14 protein-coding genes are annotated in these 17,560 nt (G+C 50.5%); 4 read left to right on the top strand and 10 right to left on the bottom strand.

Translation table 11 applies throughout. The annotated features are described in order from the left end of the window. Nucleotides 1-132: 132 nt before the first annotated feature. From putP to ACGHZ6_RS05090, 5 genes are all read right to left on the bottom strand, one after another. Nucleotides 133-1,623: a sodium/proline symporter PutP gene (gene putP, locus ACGHZ6_RS05110; RefSeq protein WP_390617735.1), complete on the bottom strand. Its 1,491-nt coding sequence runs from the start codon at nucleotides 1,621-1,623 to the stop codon at nucleotides 133-135. Nucleotides 1,624-1,625: 2 nt separating this feature from the next. Next, nucleotides 1,626-2,009 carry a hypothetical protein gene (locus ACGHZ6_RS05105; protein ID WP_390617734.1) on the bottom strand — a complete coding sequence of 128 codons (384 nt, stop codon included), beginning with the start codon at nucleotides 2,007-2,009 and terminating at the stop codon, nucleotides 1,626-1,628. Nucleotides 2,010-2,031: 22 nt separating this feature from the next. Continuing rightward, nucleotides 2,032-3,555, bottom strand: coding sequence for an amidohydrolase family protein (locus tag ACGHZ6_RS05100; RefSeq protein ID WP_390617733.1), 1,524 nt, complete (start codon nucleotides 3,553-3,555; stop codon nucleotides 2,032-2,034). Between the two features lie 121 nt (nucleotides 3,556-3,676). Then, a complete protein-coding gene (locus tag ACGHZ6_RS05095; RefSeq protein ID WP_390617732.1) occupies nucleotides 3,677-5,383 on the bottom strand; it encodes an AMP-binding protein in 1,707 nt (568 codons plus the stop codon). 207 nt (nucleotides 5,384-5,590) lie between these two features. Further along, on the bottom strand, nucleotides 5,591-6,778 hold the full coding sequence (locus tag ACGHZ6_RS05090) for an acetyl-CoA C-acyltransferase family protein (protein WP_390617731.1): 1,188 nt from the start codon (nucleotides 6,776-6,778) through the stop codon (nucleotides 5,591-5,593). 240 nt (nucleotides 6,779-7,018) lie between these two features. On the opposite strand from ACGHZ6_RS05090, the gene ACGHZ6_RS05085 reads away from it, so the two are divergent. After that, nucleotides 7,019-7,888 carry a hypothetical protein gene (locus ACGHZ6_RS05085; protein WP_390617730.1) on the top strand — a complete coding sequence of 290 codons (870 nt, stop codon included), beginning with the start codon at nucleotides 7,019-7,021 and terminating at the stop codon, nucleotides 7,886-7,888. Here the strand turns inward: ACGHZ6_RS05085 and ACGHZ6_RS05080 are convergent. Continuing rightward, the gene (locus ACGHZ6_RS05080; RefSeq protein WP_390617729.1) at nucleotides 7,885-8,682 is read right to left on the bottom strand and encodes an SDR family NAD(P)-dependent oxidoreductase; all 798 of its coding nucleotides are present in this window, start codon (nucleotides 8,680-8,682) and stop codon (nucleotides 7,885-7,887) included. The two genes, ACGHZ6_RS05085 and ACGHZ6_RS05080, sit on opposite strands and share 4 nt — an antisense overlap. A 98-nt stretch (nucleotides 8,683-8,780) precedes the next feature. Here ACGHZ6_RS05080 and ACGHZ6_RS05075 point away from each other — a divergent pair, with 98 nt between their 5' ends. The 3 genes from ACGHZ6_RS05075 (at nucleotide 8,781) to ACGHZ6_RS05065 (ending at nucleotide 12,760) form a co-directional block, all read left to right on the top strand. Beyond that, complete coding sequence (locus ACGHZ6_RS05075; protein ID WP_390617728.1) at nucleotides 8,781-9,812, top strand: zinc-binding dehydrogenase; 1,032 nt, start codon at nucleotides 8,781-8,783, stop codon at nucleotides 9,810-9,812. 161 nt (nucleotides 9,813-9,973) lie between these two features. Beyond that, nucleotides 9,974-11,551 carry a bifunctional 3-(3-hydroxy-phenyl)propionate/3-hydroxycinnamic acid hydroxylase gene (locus tag ACGHZ6_RS05070; RefSeq protein WP_390617727.1) on the top strand — a complete coding sequence of 526 codons (1,578 nt, stop codon included), beginning with the start codon at nucleotides 9,974-9,976 and terminating at the stop codon, nucleotides 11,549-11,551. Between the two features lie 189 nt (nucleotides 11,552-11,740). Beyond that, the gene (locus tag ACGHZ6_RS05065; RefSeq protein WP_390617726.1) at nucleotides 11,741-12,760 is read left to right on the top strand and encodes a fatty acid desaturase family protein; all 1,020 of its coding nucleotides are present in this window, start codon (nucleotides 11,741-11,743) and stop codon (nucleotides 12,758-12,760) included. A gap of 249 nt (nucleotides 12,761-13,009) precedes the next feature. Here ACGHZ6_RS05065 and ACGHZ6_RS05060 read toward each other — a convergent pair whose 3' ends face one another. From ACGHZ6_RS05060 to ACGHZ6_RS05045, 4 genes are all read right to left on the bottom strand, one after another. Then, complete coding sequence (locus tag ACGHZ6_RS05060) at nucleotides 13,010-13,792, bottom strand: hypothetical protein (protein ID WP_390617725.1); 783 nt, start codon at nucleotides 13,790-13,792, stop codon at nucleotides 13,010-13,012. Between the two features lie 145 nt (nucleotides 13,793-13,937). Beyond that, nucleotides 13,938-14,723 (bottom strand): enoyl-CoA hydratase/isomerase family protein, encoded by a 786-nt coding sequence (locus ACGHZ6_RS05055; RefSeq protein ID WP_390617724.1) that lies wholly within the window; start codon nucleotides 14,721-14,723, stop codon nucleotides 13,938-13,940. Between the two features lie 30 nt (nucleotides 14,724-14,753). Further along, nucleotides 14,754-16,556 (bottom strand): long-chain-acyl-CoA synthetase, encoded by a 1,803-nt coding sequence (locus tag ACGHZ6_RS05050; RefSeq protein ID WP_390617723.1) that lies wholly within the window; start codon nucleotides 16,554-16,556, stop codon nucleotides 14,754-14,756. 8 nt (nucleotides 16,557-16,564) lie between these two features. Further along, nucleotides 16,565-17,479, bottom strand: a complete 915-nt coding sequence (locus ACGHZ6_RS05045; protein ID WP_390617722.1) for an SDR family oxidoreductase — start codon at nucleotides 17,477-17,479, stop codon at nucleotides 16,565-16,567. Between the last annotated feature and the right edge of the window lie 81 nt (nucleotides 17,480-17,560).

Raw genomic sequence — 17,560 nt, 5'->3', positions numbered from 1 at the left:
GGAGGAACTGCCCCGTGTGACACAAACCCACACTAATGTGGTGATTGAAGATGTTAAACAAGATAACGGCTTACATTAACAGAAAAGCTGACATTCAACATTCTGTTAATGTAAGCACTGCAATACTTATTGTTATTGCCTAACCTTCCCAAGCATGGAATCAAACATCGATTGCATAGAGTGTGAAGGTTCTTTGTCCAACAAACTCACAGCAATAATGACAACCGTACTCAACAGTACACCCGGAACAATTTCATACATCATACGGCCAAGGGGCTGCCCGCCTATGGTGATCGGCGCGTAGATCCAGATCAGAACCGTCACCGCCCCCACCACCATGCCTGATAAAGCTCCGGCGAAGGTCATTCTTTTCCAGTAAATACCCAATACGATCAAAGGACCAAAAGCCGCACCAAAACCCGCCCAGGCATTGGCCACGATATCCAAAATAGAACTATCCCTATTATGAGCCAAACCAATTGCGACCAACGCCACCAAGGCCACACAAATTCGCCCCATAAATACCAACTGTTTGTCGCTTGCCTGCTTATTGATAAAGGTTTTATAAACATCTTCAGTCAGGGAACTGGAAGTTACCAGTAACTGCGACGAGACGGTACTCATAATCGCAGCCAGAATAGCGGCCAGCATGAACCCACCGATCAGCGGGTGAAACAACACCTGAGACAAGACTATAAAAATAGTTTCAGCATCCCCTACAGCGATACCATTCTTTTCGGTATAGGCATAACCCAAGAAGCCGGTGGCCATTGCACCAACCAAGGCCACTATCATCCAGCTCATGCCGATGCGGCGAGCGACTTTAAGATCTTTCACCGTGCGAATGGCCATAAAGCGGACGATGATATGTGGCTGACCAAAATAGCCTAATCCCCACGCCAGAGACGATATAATTCCCAACACGGTAGTCCCTGCAAAGATATCCAAATGTGTCGGGCTTAACTGTTCAATTGTCTCTCTAACTCCTGTGTAACTGTCGAAATCAAAAAGAATAACAACAGGTACTAACACCAGGGCAATAAACATAATGCAACCCTGGACAAAATCCGTCAGGCTCACCGCCAGGAAACCACCAAAAAACGTGTAAGCCACTACCACCCCGGCGGTTACATACAAACCGAGCTCGTAGCTCAAGCCAAATGATGATTCAAACAGTTTCCCACCACCAACGATGCCGGACGATGTGTATACCGTAAAAAATATAATAATGACTATCGAACTGACAATTCTTAGCAGCCGGGTTTTATCTTCAAACCGGCTTTCAAAAAACATCGGCAAGGTAATAGAGTCATTGGCCAGTTCGGTATAGGTTCTGAGCCTTGGTGCGACAATCAGATAATTAAAGTAAGCACCTACGATTAATCCTATGGCAATCCACACATTAGGCAGGCCTGTAAGATACATGGCACCGGGCAAACCCATCACCATCCAGCCACTCATGTCCGAAGCACCCGCTGATAATGCCGTTACCGTAGGGCCTAATTGCCTGCCCCCCAGTAAATAACCGGAAGAACTTTCTGATGCAGCCCGAAAGGCATAAAGACCGATACCGAGCATAAGCAGAAAATATCCCGACAAGGATATAAGTGTTCCGATTTCCATTTTCATCTCCTAAAACCCAACCATGACCCAAGTATACCTGCAATAACACCCAATAAATTAATCAACAACGCCAAGCCCCATGCAGTCATTGAAGCATAGCGATCAAAATCATCACTAAAGTATGCCCCCGCATGAGTATACGCTGCCATTCCCGTTAAACAGATGAAGAACCAATTTAGACGTAAATAGAGCCGAACATTGCCGTTTAGCCCTAACCACAAGACTGGCCATGCTACGGCTGATACCACAAAAAAAGCGAGCACAGGATTTGTTGGGCTTAACGCCTGTTGCCCTTGTATCAGGCACCAGCCACTTATCAGGTTGTAACCAAGAGCCAGTAGCAACCAAAACGCCTGGCCCCATATAGCAAACCTAAAGGCTTTCATTCATATCTCCTAGGACAAAGCCTTAACGGGTATGAATATAGCCGTTTACCGAGATAACCAACGGCTTGCTTATCAGTGACAAATCTTTTCGAGGATCCCCATCCACAACTAATAGATCCGCTCGCTTGCCTGCTTCAATACTGCCCGTTTGTGCGTCAATGCCGATACTTTTCGCGGTAGCTAACGTACCCATGTGTATAGCCTTGTCGGCCGATACATTTGCGAACTCTTGAAAATACTTTAGCTCTTTCCAAACGGCTTTGTGACTGATAAAACCTGAATCTGTACCTACCCCGACTAACACGTCATTATCTACGGCTTGCTTAAAACCACTGATAAGTTGCTCTCCCACCATCAGCGCATTGCGCCCAATAATGGAAAGCGCTGCGACTGATTTAGCTTCCTCCGTCCAATTAACCCCTTTGGCAAAAACTGACAAGGTTGGATGCAAAGAGGTATAGCCACGTAACGCATTGGGATTATTGCGAAATAGCTCAATCATTTCGTCGTCTAGAATTGCACCGTGCTCGATATTATCGACGCCAGCCAATAACGCCTCTTTCACACCCTGCGTACTTTCAGCATGCGCGGCGACCAATATATTTTTACGATGCGCCTCATCAACAATGGCTGTTACTTCTTCTGGCGTCATCTGCAGCTCACCGGCCTCCCCCAAACGCCGGGAATCTGCTACACCACCTGTATTGGTAATCTTGATAAAATCGACTTTATTGCGTAATGCCTCACGTACCGCTCGCCTAGCTTCTACTGGACCATTAATGACCATGCCAATGTCGGCAGCATGGCCACCGGTGATGGCCAATATTTTCCCGGCCACTAACAGGTTGGGGCCCACAAGTTTCCCTTCAGCTATCTTTTCTCTCAGCGCCACATCAAGAAAACCAACCTCACCAATGGCCCGTAGTGTAGTTACGCCGGTAAACAATTCTTTTTTGGCATTGTTTGCCATGACTGCCGCCAGGTAACGCTTACCTAAATAGGAGTCGGCAATATACATATTGATGCTATGGCGATAGCCGGGAACGGCCATGGAAGTTACATCCATGGGAAGATCAGGATCTGCGGCATCTTTGAACAAATGCGTGTGGGCATTAATCAGCCCAGGCATAACAAACTTGCCCGCCGCATCAATGACTTCGTAGTTTGCCGGCACGTTGATAGCGTCCGACTTAGCCACCTCCACGATTTTGCCAGCCGGGTCGATTAACACCGTGCCATTGTGAATAACCTCAGCGCCCTCTTGCCCGGTAATAATATTGCCACCAACAAGCGCAACATAGTTTCGAGAGGGCGTTGGAGCGCTGGAAAACTCCAATGTCACATTAGCAAGCAGCAATAAGGAAACCGTCAGCAAGCTTTTATAAGGCAGGCTCGACGAGAATTCGAAACGGCTAACAAGTATCACCCCCAGTGCCAACAAGAACAGGCCAAGGGATAAACCGGAGGCAAAAGACGTTAAAGAAAAAATAAATACAAAGTGCAAGATCAGCAGGCTGATACATGCACCCTTCGCGAATCTAGCCATGGTTCTCTCGCTCTTGGTTATTAGTCACTACTCTGAAACTGTGACTCTACCCAAGACTCTTGCGAGAGGCGTACCATTTTACGACAAGACTACAACCACCACTGGAAATAGCCCAATTCGATTAGGCAGGTTCTGCTTCTGTAGCTACCTCAGCACGCAAATCCTTACGCAAGACTTTACCTACAGCTGTCATAGGCAACTCCGCTCGGAATTCAATATGGCGCGGTTGCTTATAACCGGTCAGGTTTTCACGACAGTAGGCTTTCAACTCAGCTTCTGATAAAGAATCATTAGACTTCACCACAAACAGTTTTGGCACTTCACCCGACTTTGCATCGGTCACACCAACACAGGCACACAACTCGACCTTCGGATGTGCGGTTACCACATCTTCAATCTCATTGGGGAAGACATTAAAGCCAGATACCAGAATCATGTCTTTCTTGCGGTCAACAATACTGACATAACCGTCTTCTTCTATGCGGGCAATATCGCCAGTATGCAGCCAACCATCGCGTATAGTCTCGGCCGTAGCTTCTGGCCGCTGCCAGTAACCCGCCATCACCTGAGGGCCTTTGACACACAGCTCACCGACTTCGCCCACCCCCAGCTCGTTATTTTCTTCATCAACAACCTTTAATGCCGTACCAGGTACCGGCAAACCAATGGTGCCGATGCGCCCCTGGCCATCAATCGGGTTCGAGCATACTGTTGGTGAGGTTTCCGTTAGCCCGTAACCTTCGGATACAGGGCAACTGGTCAACTCTTGCCAGCGTTCGGCGACACTTTTATTCAGCGCCGTACCGCCGGATACGGTGGTACGTAAACGGGTAAAATCCAAGCCAGCGAAGCCAGGGTGCTCCATCAAACTAACAAACAAGGTATTAATACCGACCAGAACCGTTGGGCGATATTTGGCAAGCGATTTGATAAAACCATCGATGTCACGCGGATTGGTAATCAGTACACTGTGATTACCCGAATTAAACGCCGCAATGCAATTCACAGTAAACGCATAAATATGGTACAGCGGCAGTGGGCACATAATAACTTGCTTGCCAGACTCAGCATGTAGCTGCCCCTGGCGATTCAGTGCACCCTCATTGGCTTTGAGTTGATATACCTGTGATACCAGGTTGCGGTGCAAAATCATCGCACCTTTGGCCACACCGGTTGTGCCACCGGTGTACTGCAGCAAAGCAACATCGTCAGGGCCTTTTGCAGGCCGGCTATACACCTGCGGCTTACCACGCTGCATAACCTCATTAAATTGAATCGCCCCTGGCAAGGTAAAACGGGGCACCACTTTCTTGACATGTTTAGCGGCCAGATTGACCAGTTTGCCTTTTAACCAGGGCAGCATGTCACCCATGGACACTTCAATCAGATATTCCAGGTGGGTTTCAGGCAGAACCTTCTCAACCTTGTCGCCAAACATGTTCATATACACCAGCGCACGAGCACCGGAATCAGAAAACTGATGCTGCATTTCACGTGCTGTGTATAACGGGTTGGTGTTAACAATCACCAGACCGGCTCGCAAAGAGCCATAGAGTGCGACAAGGTAAGGCAAGACGCTTGGCATCTGCAGGGCGATACGATCCCCCGGCTCCAGCGTGGTATGTTGTTGCACATAAGCCGCAAATGTCGCGCTGGCTTGATCCAGCTGTTGAAAGCTTAAGGTTTCGCCTAATGCCGAAAAGGCAGGCTTGTTGCCATGGGTAGTAAATGCGCGCTCAATGACATCAAGTACACTCCGATCATCATAATCGGCAACGTTATCCAGTACGCCTGGGGCCCGTTTTCCTTGCCAAAAATCAACGTCCATAAGCTTCTCACTCTTTGCGGATGATAAACAATCACCTTAGAGCGATGAGGGGGGTAACTCTGTTAAAAATTTTACATTCGCCCAGATACAACAAAGGGGCCAATTGGCCCCTTTGAGTGTACTCGTAATCCTATAAAAGACGCTGGATTCCTGCCTTCGCAGGAATGACGTTAATAAAGAATTAGCGAGTTTCTGTACTCAGTGTATTTAGTCGATATTTTCGAACAACGCAGCAATACCCTGACCACCACCGATACACATGGTGATAACCGCGTAACGGCCGCCAACACGCTTCAGCTCGTACAGGGCTTTAACAGTGATAACCGCACCGGTGGCACCGATTGGGTGACCCAGAGAAATACCGGAACCGTTTGGATTCACTTTCTCAGCAGGCAGGTCCAGATCTTTAACCACAGCCAGCGCCTGGGCAGCGAAAGCTTCGTTCACTTCCCATACGTCGATGTCGGAAACGGACAGGCCAGTTTTATCCAGTAGTTTCTTAACCGCAGGAACAGGGCCAATACCCATGTACTCAGGCTCAACGCCAGCGAAGGAGTAACCTACCAAGCGCGCCATTGGCTTCAGGCCTTTGGCTTCGGCAGCTTCGCGTTCCATCATCACAATACCGGCAGCGGCGTCGTTCAGGCCGGAGGCGTTACCGGCTGTTACGGTGCCGTCCTTTTTGAATACAGGGCGCAGCTTGGCCATGTCATCGGCTTTGGCGTCGAAGCGAACGTGCTCGTCTTGCTCGAAGCTCACCATGCCTTTACGGGTTTTGATTTCTACCGGCAGGATCTGACCGTCGAAACGGTTTTCTTCGATCGCGCGCTGAGCACGGTTGTGACTTTCTGCCGCCAGAGCGTCTTGCTCTTCACGGGAGATGCCCCACTTCTCGGCAATGTTTTCGGCGGTGATGCCCATGTGTACATCGTTAACCGGGCAGGTCAGAGCACCGGTCATGGCATCTACCATCTCGGCATCGCCCATGCGAGCACCAAAACGCGCCTTTGGCAGCCAGTAAGGAACGCGGCTCATGGACTCGGCGCCACCAGCGAAAACAGCATCGCAGTCACCCAGTTGAACCAGCTGGGCAGCAGATACGATGGCTTGCAGGCCAGAACCACACAGACGGTTAACCGTCAGGGCTGGGGTTTCATTCGGCAGACCACCGTTAAGGCCAGCGGCACGGCTCATGTACATATCACGACGGTCGGAGTGGGTTACGTTACCCACAACACAGTGGCCGATATCTTCCGGGGCCAGGCCGGAGCGCTTAACCGCTTCTTCAACAACCTTACCCGCCAGTTTGGTGGTTTCCTGATCTTTCAGGCTTCCACCAAAGGTACCAATTGCGGTACGAACACCGCTCAATACAACCACTTCACGATTGCTCATATCCCAAATCCTCTCTTGCGTGATTCTCTCCAGATAAAGCCTGGACTAAGCCTAGTTGGGGCAGTGAAAGTGGCCTGTACGCCTGGCTGCCCTCTTTAAGGTGCGGCGCATTATACAGGAAAGTTAAACAAGTGTTTTAACTCGTGTCGACCACAACCCTAGGCACAGTCATACAAGATTCACCCATTCGTCATATTCCACAGGCTAGAATGGCTGATTCCTATAAAAATGAGCCGTCCAATGCCTGTATTCCACCTGCGTCCCCGCCTGTTACCTCTTGTTGCTGCCGTGGCTGTAAGCCTGGTATCTGTAGTAACAGTGGCAGAGCCCTATCAACAGGTAATTGCCGAGGCGTTTGATAGCCGTAAAAGGCAGCTGCTCTATACCGAACACCATCAGCTCGATCACACGGGCATGCAACACCAGGTGCAATATCGTTGCCCGGAAGGCAGGCTACTGGCCTCCAAGTCACTGGATTATTCGGCCGGTACCTTTGCTCCCAGCTTTACCATGAGCTTCGAGACCCATGACCTGGAGTACGGCGCCCAAAGGCAAGAGGGCTCTGAGCAACATGAAGCGGCTACTACCCACTTAACGCTGTTTAACCGTCCGGCGGCAGAAAACGACCAGCTGCGAGTCACCCACCAACAGCAGCTTAGCTGGGATAAGCCCAGTCCCCTGGTGATTGATGGTGGCATTAACCATTTTATCGTTGAGCACTTTGATACCCTGGCCGCTGGCACCCCAGTGAGCTTTGATTTTGGTCTGTCCCTGCGCCTGTCTACCGTTAAGCTGCAATTAGAACGGGTTTCCCCCAAGCAACTGCCTGTAAAACTGCAAGATTACAGCGTTAACGCTGATACCAGTGCCATCTTCCGCGCCCAAGCCAAAAACTGGCTGGTACGCCAGTTGGCCCCGGAAATTTTCTTTGTCTATGACATTGCCCTGCGAGACCCGGTCCTGTTTTACGGCCCATCCAACCTGTTAAATCAGGAAGGCCAAGCCGATCAGGTGGTGATTCGTTTTCGCGAGCTAAGTGAATCTGAAAAAGAAAAAGCGGCATTGATTGCCGCCTCTGAAACCAATTTTGAAACTGCCGACGCGCTTTAGCTGGCCAACAGGTTACCGATCAACTTATTGATCAGTGATTGTGGAGCGACACGCTTCAACATCGATACGGCCTTGGACTTATCCATAGGTACGCGCAACGGTTTCTTGTCCTTGCTGATTACCTGGTAAATCTTCTCCGATACCATCTCCGGCGTCAGCTTACTGGCCGCGGTATCCTTGGCCATAATTTCCACCATGCGGTTGGTGAAAGATCCTGCGGGCACATTTTCTACGGTACGCAAGTGACCACCGGTCGCCGGGCGATCCATGTACATAGCCACAGGCTGCATAATCACCACATCGATGTTGTGCGGCTTCATCTCGTGGTACAGCGCCTCGCTCATGGCTTCCAGGCAGAATTTAGCTGAGGTGTAAGCACTCATATACGGCACAGCCAGCAGCCCACCTAGGGAGCTCATATTCACAATGGTGCCTTTGCCCTGCTTGCGCATATGGGGAATCACCGCCTTACACACACGCATGACACCAAAGATATTGGTGCGGAACAGGTCTTCCACCTCTTCCACGGTCTGCTCTTCCACAGAGCCGATAATCATCTGGTTTACGCAGTTAATCAGCACATCAATGCGGCCTTCTTTGGCGATCACCTGATCAATGCAGGCCTGCACCGATTCATCACTGGTGGCTTCCATTGGCAGGATGCTGAACGGGAAGTCAGCCTCCCTGCCCGTGGTATTACGCATGGTGCCGTAGACCTTCATACCCTTACTTTGCAGCAAGCCGCCAAGCACCTGACCCAGACCGCCGGAAGCGCCTGTAATTAACACAACCATGGGATAACCCTCAACAAGTGAACTCAATTCAGTTATGATTACAGTATCAAATAACTTATCCACAGGTCAAACAACGATTCGCTAGCGGAGGTCGATTTATGCTTGCCATGACAATCAACACCTATGGGCCTGCTGAAGAGGTTTTTCAGCCCAGTAACATCCCCACGCCAGATATTCGGGATGATGAAGTGCTGGTGCAAATCAAAGCCACCAGCGTTAACCCGATTGAATTCAAGATGCGTGAAGGCTACGGCCGGCGGGTGTTTAGCAAGAAACGCGGCTTCGAATTCCCGGTCGCCCTCGGCAACGATGTCAGTGGTGTGGTGGTGAAAACCGGCCGTAAGGTCAAACACCTGAAAAACGGCGATGAAGTCTTTGCCGCCCCGGAAGTCACCGGCCAGGGCAGCTACTGTGAATACCGGGCTATCAAGGCCAGCCACTGTATCGCCAAACCCAAGGGCCTGAGCTTTGAGGAAGCCGCCAGCCTGCCCTATGTCACCATGACAAGTTGGTCGGCGCTGATCACCAAACCCAAATTGTGCCCGGAGGATTACCGTGGCAAGAAGGTTCTGGTACACGGCGGCTCCGGTGGAATCGGCAGTTTTGCGGTACAACTGCTTAAAGCCTGGGGCGCCTATGTCGCCACCACCTGCAGTACCGGCAAGGTTGAAGCGGTACGCCAGTTGGGGGCCGATCAAGTCATTGACTATAAGCAGGAAGATTTCAGCCAGCTATTAAGCGACTTCGATGTGGTACTGGATACCGTCGGCGGCAATCAGGAAGCCCCCTCGCTGTCCATATTGAAAACCAACGGCAAGAGCCACTACATCACCCTGGTATTCCCTGCGCTGGCCAATATCGACCAATACGGTTTTTTGAGAGGCGCCTTCAAAACCATCAAGACGTTTCTGGGCAAGAAAAAGGCCTGCAAAAAACAGGGTATTCAATACCACTGGGGTATGTTCAGTTCATCGCCAGAAGCCCTGGAGCACGTTCGCCAGCTGGTGGAAAACGGCAAGATTCGCCCGGTACTGGACCGCTGCTTCCCCCTGGATCAAATTGCTCAAGCCCACAGCTACGCGGAGTCTGGCCAGGCTACCGGTAAGGTCGGTATCAGTATTGCCCAATAACCCCTGCCCCCTTATCTACCGCCAGGGACAGGCGGTTCCTTCTGCCTAACATTCCCCTGACACTCCCCCTCCCCAAAAGCAAAAGTTGCATTTAAATTCATAACTGAATACCATTCAGTTAACTAGAGATTTTGTATGTGGTACCCCGGAGGAGATTTCCCATGCTTGAATACACCACCTCAGTCGTTATCGCAGGTGCAGGCCCTGCTGGCCTAACCCTGGCTCATCTGCTCGATAGCCACGGTATCGACAGCATTGTGCTGGAGAAGCTGGATAAGACTATTGAAGAGCCCAGAGCCATCGGCATTGATAGTGAATCCTTACGTACTCACCAGGCCGCCAATACCCTTGAGGATATCGCCGGTGAGATCTACAGCGAAATCGACGCTACCCAGTACCTGAATGCCGATGGCAAGCTGTTATTCGAGTTTGACACTCTGGGCCTGCGTCCTTACGGCCATGAGTTCTTTAACACTTTCGACCAAGCCGCATTCGACCGTATCCTGGCCAATGAGCTGCCAAAGCGCGAGCATGCCCGCCTGTGGTTTAACCATGAATTGACCGGTTACCAGCAGGATGAAGAAGGCATCACCATTGAAGCGCTGAATGCCGACAAACAGCCGATTGTCATCAAAGCCCAGTTCCTGGTGGGTTGTGACGGTGGCCGCTCCGTTATTCGCCAGCTGATCGGTGCCACCATGACCGGAGACAGCAATGAATTCCCGTGGCTGGTGATCGATACCGTCGATCCCGGCTACGACAGCGGTCCGTCCTCACGCTTCTTCTGCGATCCGGCCCGCCCCGGCATGACCATCAAAAAACACCACAAGCAGCGTCGCTGGGAGTGGATGTTGATGCCCGGCGAAGAGCCGGAAGCCCTGCTGGATGACGATATGATCAATTCCCTGATTGCGCCGTTTACCGATCCAGCCCAGGTCGATGTATTCCGCAAGCGTGTGTATAACTTCAGCGCCATTATTGCCGATCGCTGGCAGGACGGCCGTGTGTTTATCGCCGGCGACGCCGCCCATATGACCCCGCCATTTGCTGGCCAGGGCCTCAACAGTGGTATGCGCGATGTACGTAACCTGTCCTGGAAGCTGGCCATGGTGATCAAGGGCAAAGCCGACCGTGCTTTACTGGATACTTATCAACAGGAGCGCTGGCAGCACGCCAAGGATCTGATTCAATTTGCCCTGGATCTGGGCGAGCAAATCCAGCCAATCGACCCACAAAAAGCCGCTGAGCGCGATGCCTTCTTCTTCGAGCTGCAAAAGGACCCAGCCGGTGCCGAAGCCTTTGCCGAAGGTATGGCGCAATCCATTCTGGCCCGCGCTATTGATAGCGGTATCGTTATCCCCAACCCGGAATGCGCCGTGACAGGTCAACTGCTGCCGCAGCCGGAAGTTACCTGTGCCGATGGCAACACCCTACTGCTCGATGAGTTGCTGGGTAAAGAGTTCAGTATCCTCGGGTATAACTGTGACCCAGAAGCCGAAATTGACGCCGACACCCTGGCCACCTGGAAAGCCCTGGGCGCCAACTTTGTTGCCGTTAGTGACCATGAAAACGACAACGGCTGGCCAGTAACCTGTGATGCAGGCCTGACTGAATTCTTTGCCGGCAGCAGTAACAAACTGGTTCTGCTTCGCCCGGATAAATTCTGCCTGGCCAGCTTTAACCCTGAGAATGCCAGTACCATACTGCCCAAAGCCGAAACCCTATTACAGCTGCGTTAAGACAGCTGCCCAGGGAGCCGTTCTTTCTCTCACCCGCTCCCTACCCTTCCCGTTCTTTGCACCGCCGGCCTTGCGCCGGCTTTTTTGTGCCTGACGATCTATCTTCCTCACTCCTGAAATTACATATTTTATTGCATTATGACTTTTTATGTAATATCTTGATCAAACCGTAACCTGAGAGAGAGAAATATGAACAGCGCCCCTTTTGATGAAGAAGGCCTGCAGCGGCAGGCTGCCCGCAAGAAACTCACCGAATTGCTGGGTAAAGAGACGGTTGCCGACCTGCACAGGAAATCCGACCTGCGAGGCTGGTGGGCTATCGTGTCTGTTTGGGCTGTAGTCGCTATAGCCATGGCCGCCATCGTCTGGGCACAAACCCAACCGCTATGGATTGCCATTCCCACCATTATCTTTGCCATTGCTGTTATCGCCGGACGCCAACTGGGTATGGCCATTTTGATGCACGAAGCCTCCCACCGTTCACTGTTTAACAACGTGTGGCTAAACGACAACCTGACCAACTGGCTCTGTGGCCACCCCATCTATGTGGAGATCCACAAGTACCGCAAGCACCACTTTATTCACCACGCCAAAACCGGTACCGAAGAAGATATTGACTACTCGCTGGTGCGTGGCTTCCCTACCACGCGAGCTTCGCTGGTGCGTAAATTTGCGCGCGACCTAACCGGTATTACCGGCATTAAAGCAATGTTTGGCTTAGTGCTGATGCATGCCGGCGTACTAAAGTGGACCGTAGCGACAGATATAGAAAAACTACCCCGCAACGGCCGCAGCTTTATGGATTATGTGGTGACATTTTTTAAAGCATCCTGGCCGACACTGGTAACCAACGGCGCCCTGTTTGCCTTGCTCTACGCTATTGGCCATCCGGAATTGTTCCTGGCCTGGATTGTCGCGTACCTGGTGCCCTACTACGCCTTTATTCGTATTCGTGCCCTGGCTGAACACGCTATGACAGAAATGTGCCCGGATATGTTGAAGAATACTCGCTCAACCAAAGCCGGTTTTCTGGCCCGTGCCTTTGTGGCGCCTTTCTATGTGAATTACCACATTGAGCACCATGCCTTGGCGTCAGTACCGAGTTGGCAGTTGCCGAGGTTGCATAAGTTGTTGAGGGAGAAAAATGCAGTGCCGGTGCCGCCGACGTATTGGGATGTGATGAAGTTGGTGTCTACTAAACCGGCTTAGTGCGAGATTGAAGGAAAGACACTGGATACCCAAAGCGCTCACTGCGTTCGCGGGGCAGACTCTCCCCGCCTGCGCGGGGATGACATTAATTAGCTTTAGTGATGATTTTCTACAATGTCATTCCAAAGTAGTTAAGAACACGAGCTTAAAATAACAATAAGTATTCTCTACAGCGTCATTCCCGCGCAGGCGGGAATCCAGTGTCTTTAGGTACGAATTCAGTACTTGAACAATAGGTAATAAAGAAAACTAAGCCTCACTCAAACTCCGATACAACTCATAAAAAAACGTCTTCCCCACCCGATCATACTCAACCATGATCTCAACCCGCTTAGCCCGCAACGCCACATCAATCATCTCAGCAGGCAACATAGGGTCATAAGCAACACGACGCAAGACCGCATCACCCATCACAAACGATTGCCTGGCCGCCTCTTCCAGCGTTAATGCATCCATACCGGCAAGCCAATCGAGCATCTCGTCACAGTCCTGTTGATAAGTCGCCATCAACGCATCCACATCCCACAGGCCTATAGCCTGCTTTTGCTCAGCATCCGACAAATCACCCAGCGAAAACACTCGCGCCTTCTCTTCCAGGCCAAAATGGTACAAACGGGTACGTAAAGCACTTACCCCGCCTTTAAGATTATTGGGGCGAATAAACAACCCCTGCTCCAATTCCTCAAAGCCCGCCAGATTCAACACCCGCATGCGCCGGCGTAAACCTGTCCTATCGGTACGCCCCAACGCACCAATAAACACACCAATCCAATCCTGGTTCCATTCACAGGTCGTGGCTTCTTTCTCGCGCCAATCCGCCAGGGCTTCGGCCAAAGGTTCCGCGGTTTGCCCCAACTGATAAAAACCCCGTTGAGGGACATCCACCATATTGTCCGCCGTAAGACGCGCAAGCGTTACGCGGGCATTATTAGGAGTAATACCAAATAACTGACAAACACCAACCAGAATATGAGCACTTATGGGTTCTTCAGTGGCCAATAACAGATTTACGATCAGGTGTTTGGGTTTCATTGAGAAAAAGGAGTCCGGAACTATTTTATGTCCCCGGAATTGTAACTGATCTAGCGTCAAGATAGGACTAAAACTAAAAAAGGCGACCGAAGCCGCCCAAGAGAGAGTCTGTAGAGATAACTAGGGAAGCAATAACAGTAAACTGCTACTTGCCAGTAAACACGGGTGCACGTTTCTCAAAAAACGCCGTAAAACCTTCCTGCACATCACGGCTTTGCATAACCACATCCTGAATCTTGCCTTCGATATCCACAGTCGACATCAGATCGGTCAGTAACGCCTGATGCATGGCCTCTTTGGTGTAACGCAATGTCAGCGGCGCTTTCTTGGCAAGCTCTAACGCCCACTCTTCGGTGCGAGCCACCAGTTGATCGGCAGGCAGGACGCGGTTAACCAAGCCCAACTCCAGGCACTGTTGTGCAGGCATTTTTTCGGCTTCAATGACCATTTCATAGGCGCGACGATAGCCGAGCTGCTGTACCAGATGCCAACAGGCACCGCCATCTGGAATCAGTGACAGGGTGCTAAACGCCTGGTAGATGTAGGCATTGTCCGCCATGGTGATCAGGTCGCAGGTCATCGCCAGTGCGCTAGAGACACCTGCGGCTGAACCATTAATGGCACAGATAAACGGTTTCTCGGCATTGTAGATAGCACTAATAATCGGCTTGGTGTAATTATCCAGCAGATAGGTAGCGGTATCATCGGGGTTGGTCAGACGCTCGTTAAGGTCGAAGCCCGCGCAGAAATTTTTACCCGCACCGGTCAATACAACAACCCGAACAGCATCATCTGCACACACCTGCTCAATCGCCGCTAATAAATCAATCTGCAGTTGTTTGTTGATTGAGTTGGACACTTCGGGGCGATTAAAGGTAATGGTAGCCACACCTTCTTTTTCACGGTATTGAAGCGTTTGATAATCTTTCATAATGCTCATCTCAAGTAACGGCTATCGCGCTTAGTAAGCGGCAGCGCCTTGCATAATCTGGTCGTAAAATTCCCGATCAAGTGGGGTATAACAACGCTCATTGGGTTTCATTACCAAGAGTTTGTCTTCCACCTTATCGAGGTGATAAGCGTGTTCACGCAAATCACCCTTTTGTAATTTGTGGGTTGCGGTTGAAGGCAACTCTTTCAGAATGCGAATAAAGATAGGGCGAGCATAAGCAGGTAGGCTTTCACAAATATGCTCGCTTAACGCCTGGATATCGAGTTTCGATATATCCTTGCCTTCATTAAGTACAATGGCAGCCATACCGGCTCGACCATCGGTTTTGGGAATTTCCACCCCGTAGACATTGGCAAACAAAATATCATCAAAGTTGCTGATAATATCGCCCACCTCATTGGTCGAAACGTTTTCGCTTTTCCAACGGAAGGTATCACCTACCCTATCCACAAACTGATAGTGTTTTTGGAATAAGGTAAAACCAACATCAATGGTTTTCAGCAAATCGCCGCTGTTAAAGTAGGCATCCCCTTGTTTAAACGCATTGCGGATAATTTTGGAATTGGAGGCATCGCTGTTGGTATAACCTTCAAAGCGGGCTTTATCACTGATCTCAATCAGTAACAGCCCTGGCTCACCGTCTTTCACCTCAATACAATGGCCCTTGGCATCGTAAACGATCTCATCAGCGGCTACGTCATAGCGCACCAGTTTTACCGGGCTCAGCGCGCAACCAACGGTACAGTCACGATTAAACACATTGGCAAAACCACTGTTGCCTTCACTGCCGCCGTAGAATTCACCGATACGTTCAATACCAAAGCGTTCTTTAAAGGTTGGCCAAATATCCGGACGCAAACCATTACCCACAATACTGCGAATGGGATTATCAGAATCCTTGGCCGAGGCAGGTGCGGAAAGCAGGTAACGAATAAACTCACCCACATAAACAAACGAGGTACATTGGTACTCACGAATATCTTCCCAGAAGGCACTGATGGATAAGCGACGACGAATAACCGTAGCACAGCCCACCAAAAATGCCGCGGACAAGCCTACAACCATACCGGTGCCATGGAATAACGGCAGACAGTTATACATTCTGTCATCGGCATCCAGCTTGGCCAGGTACTGTGCCGACAAACGCCCTGTGGATAAAATACGGCGGTTGGTGACAATGGCGGCTTTTGGCAAACCGGTGGTACCGGAGGTAAAAACATACATCGCCAAGTCGCCATGAGTGATGGAATCCACCTTGGCAGGGTTACTTGCTTGAATAGATGCATCCTGGGTATCCAGCGTAATGGCCCACTCTGGCGCCCTCTGTTTGCCGCTATCTTTTACAAACAGATAATCCTGGCCTGCGTTTAAATCCAGATCGTCAATACATTCTGACAAGGGTTCGAGTAGCTCTTCACCAAAAATGCACTTTGTAGATTTAATCAGATTGATACAGTGGATCAGTGGTTTTTTAATCAGATTGGTATTGATCATGCCCGACACGGCACCGATTTTATTAATGCCTATAGCACAAGCAACAAAATCGATACGGTTTTGCATAAACAGGCTGACACAATCGCCTTCACCGATACCCAATTCAGACAACCGCTGTGCCACACGGTTGGCACGGTCATTTAATCCCTGCCAGGTGATTTCCTCACCTTCACAGATTAAGGCAGTCTTCTGCGGTGTTTGCGCAGCGTGCTGCTGAAGCTGTAGTGCCATAGAGCCAATATCAGAATCTTTAGGTTGTTTGGCTGTCTTGGCGGCAATCGCAATACTGAGATCACTAAAAAAAGTGTTAATGCCCATCTCGCCCCCTACATCTTGATGCCGAGGTTACGCATCATTGGCGCGCTGGATTCCATGGCATTGGCAGGTGTATCGTATTCAGTAAAGTCACAGATATCAGCCCAACGCTCGGCAACAGCCTCAGCAGTCAGTTCTTCCTGTGGGTTAAAACTCACACCCGCCGAACGCTGCCAACGCAGTTTACCGATCCAACCGGCACCGACTTCAAAAATAGAACCGTTTTCCTGACTGGTTTCGGCACACAGGCTGACAACCAGAGGGGCAATTAATTCAGGCTTCATACCTTTGATCACCGCCTCCGGGAAAAGGGCTTCGGTCATACGCGAAGCCGCCGCTGGGGCAATGGCATTGGTAAATACGTTATGTTTTTGACCTTCAATCGCCAGGGTATTGGTCAGCCCCAGTAAGCCCAGTTTAGCCGCGCCGTAGTTTGCCTGGCCAAAGTTGCCGTAAAGGCCTGCCGCCGAAGAGGTGTTAATAATACGACCGTACTGTTGTTCCAACATATGCGGCCAAGCTGCTTTAGTCAGGTTAAACGCACCGTCAACATGGACTTTATGAATTAAGTCCCAATCCTCATTGGTCATTTTTTTGAAGCTGCTATCACGCAGAATGCCGGCGTTATTGACCAGTACGTCTACACGGCCAAAAGCCTCGATGGCGGTTTTAATAATCGCTTCGCCATTTTCGACGGAATCATAATTCGCAACCGCCTCACCGCCATTCGCCTTAATTTCGGCGACTACCGCATCCGCTGCCGATGAGCTCTCGCCGCTGCCTTTAGCAGTACCACCCAGGTCATTTACCACAACCTTGGCGCCGCGCTCGGCAAAGGATAAAGCGTAACAGCGCCCAAGGCTGCCGCCAGCACCGGTTACGACCACCACACGGTCTTTAAAGGATAGTTGCGTGTTTTCCATCATTCACTCCAAACGGCTGATATCGTGCTTAGTCACGACACTAACTTTGGAGCAAGGGCGGAATCTATGGAATGTTAAGATCGC

It is taken from the genome of Maricurvus nonylphenolicus (assembly GCF_042854845.1).
In the GTDB taxonomy this organism is placed as follows: Bacteria; Pseudomonadota; Gammaproteobacteria; order Pseudomonadales; family Cellvibrionaceae; genus Maricurvus; species Maricurvus nonylphenolicus.
The sequence above is the reverse complement of the archived record's forward strand: the minus strand, read 5'-3'. Positions and strand labels throughout refer to the sequence as shown.

Excerpts from the sequence above, each read along its gene's own strand:
- putP (WP_390617735.1), bottom strand. The coding sequence starts at position 1,623 with ATGGAAATCGGAACACTTATATCCTTGTCGGGATATTTTCTGCTTATG.
- ACGHZ6_RS05105 (WP_390617734.1), bottom strand. The coding sequence starts at position 2,009 with ATGAAAGCCTTTAGGTTTGCTATATGGGGCCAGGCGTTTTGGTTGCTA.
- ACGHZ6_RS05100 (WP_390617733.1), bottom strand. The coding sequence starts at position 3,555 with ATGGCTAGATTCGCGAAGGGTGCATGTATCAGCCTGCTGATCTTGCAC.
- ACGHZ6_RS05095 (WP_390617732.1), bottom strand. The coding sequence starts at position 5,383 with ATGGACGTTGATTTTTGGCAAGGAAAACGGGCCCCAGGCGTACTGGAT.
- ACGHZ6_RS05090 (WP_390617731.1), bottom strand. The coding sequence starts at position 6,778 with ATGAGCAATCGTGAAGTGGTTGTATTGAGCGGTGTTCGTACCGCAATT.
- ACGHZ6_RS05085 (WP_390617730.1), top strand. The coding sequence starts at position 7,019 with ATGCCTGTATTCCACCTGCGTCCCCGCCTGTTACCTCTTGTTGCTGCC.
- ACGHZ6_RS05080 (WP_390617729.1), bottom strand. The coding sequence starts at position 8,682 with ATGGTTGTGTTAATTACAGGCGCTTCCGGCGGTCTGGGTCAGGTGCTT.
- ACGHZ6_RS05075 (WP_390617728.1), top strand. The coding sequence starts at position 8,781 with ATGCTTGCCATGACAATCAACACCTATGGGCCTGCTGAAGAGGTTTTT.
- ACGHZ6_RS05070 (WP_390617727.1), top strand. The coding sequence starts at position 9,974 with ATGCTTGAATACACCACCTCAGTCGTTATCGCAGGTGCAGGCCCTGCT.
- ACGHZ6_RS05065 (WP_390617726.1), top strand. The coding sequence starts at position 11,741 with ATGAACAGCGCCCCTTTTGATGAAGAAGGCCTGCAGCGGCAGGCTGCC.
- ACGHZ6_RS05060 (WP_390617725.1), bottom strand. The coding sequence starts at position 13,792 with ATGAAACCCAAACACCTGATCGTAAATCTGTTATTGGCCACTGAAGAA.
- ACGHZ6_RS05055 (WP_390617724.1), bottom strand. The coding sequence starts at position 14,723 with ATGAAAGATTATCAAACGCTTCAATACCGTGAAAAAGAAGGTGTGGCT.
- ACGHZ6_RS05050 (WP_390617723.1), bottom strand. The coding sequence starts at position 16,556 with ATGGGCATTAACACTTTTTTTAGTGATCTCAGTATTGCGATTGCCGCC.
- ACGHZ6_RS05045 (WP_390617722.1), bottom strand. The coding sequence starts at position 17,479 with ATGATGGAAAACACGCAACTATCCTTTAAAGACCGTGTGGTGGTCGTA.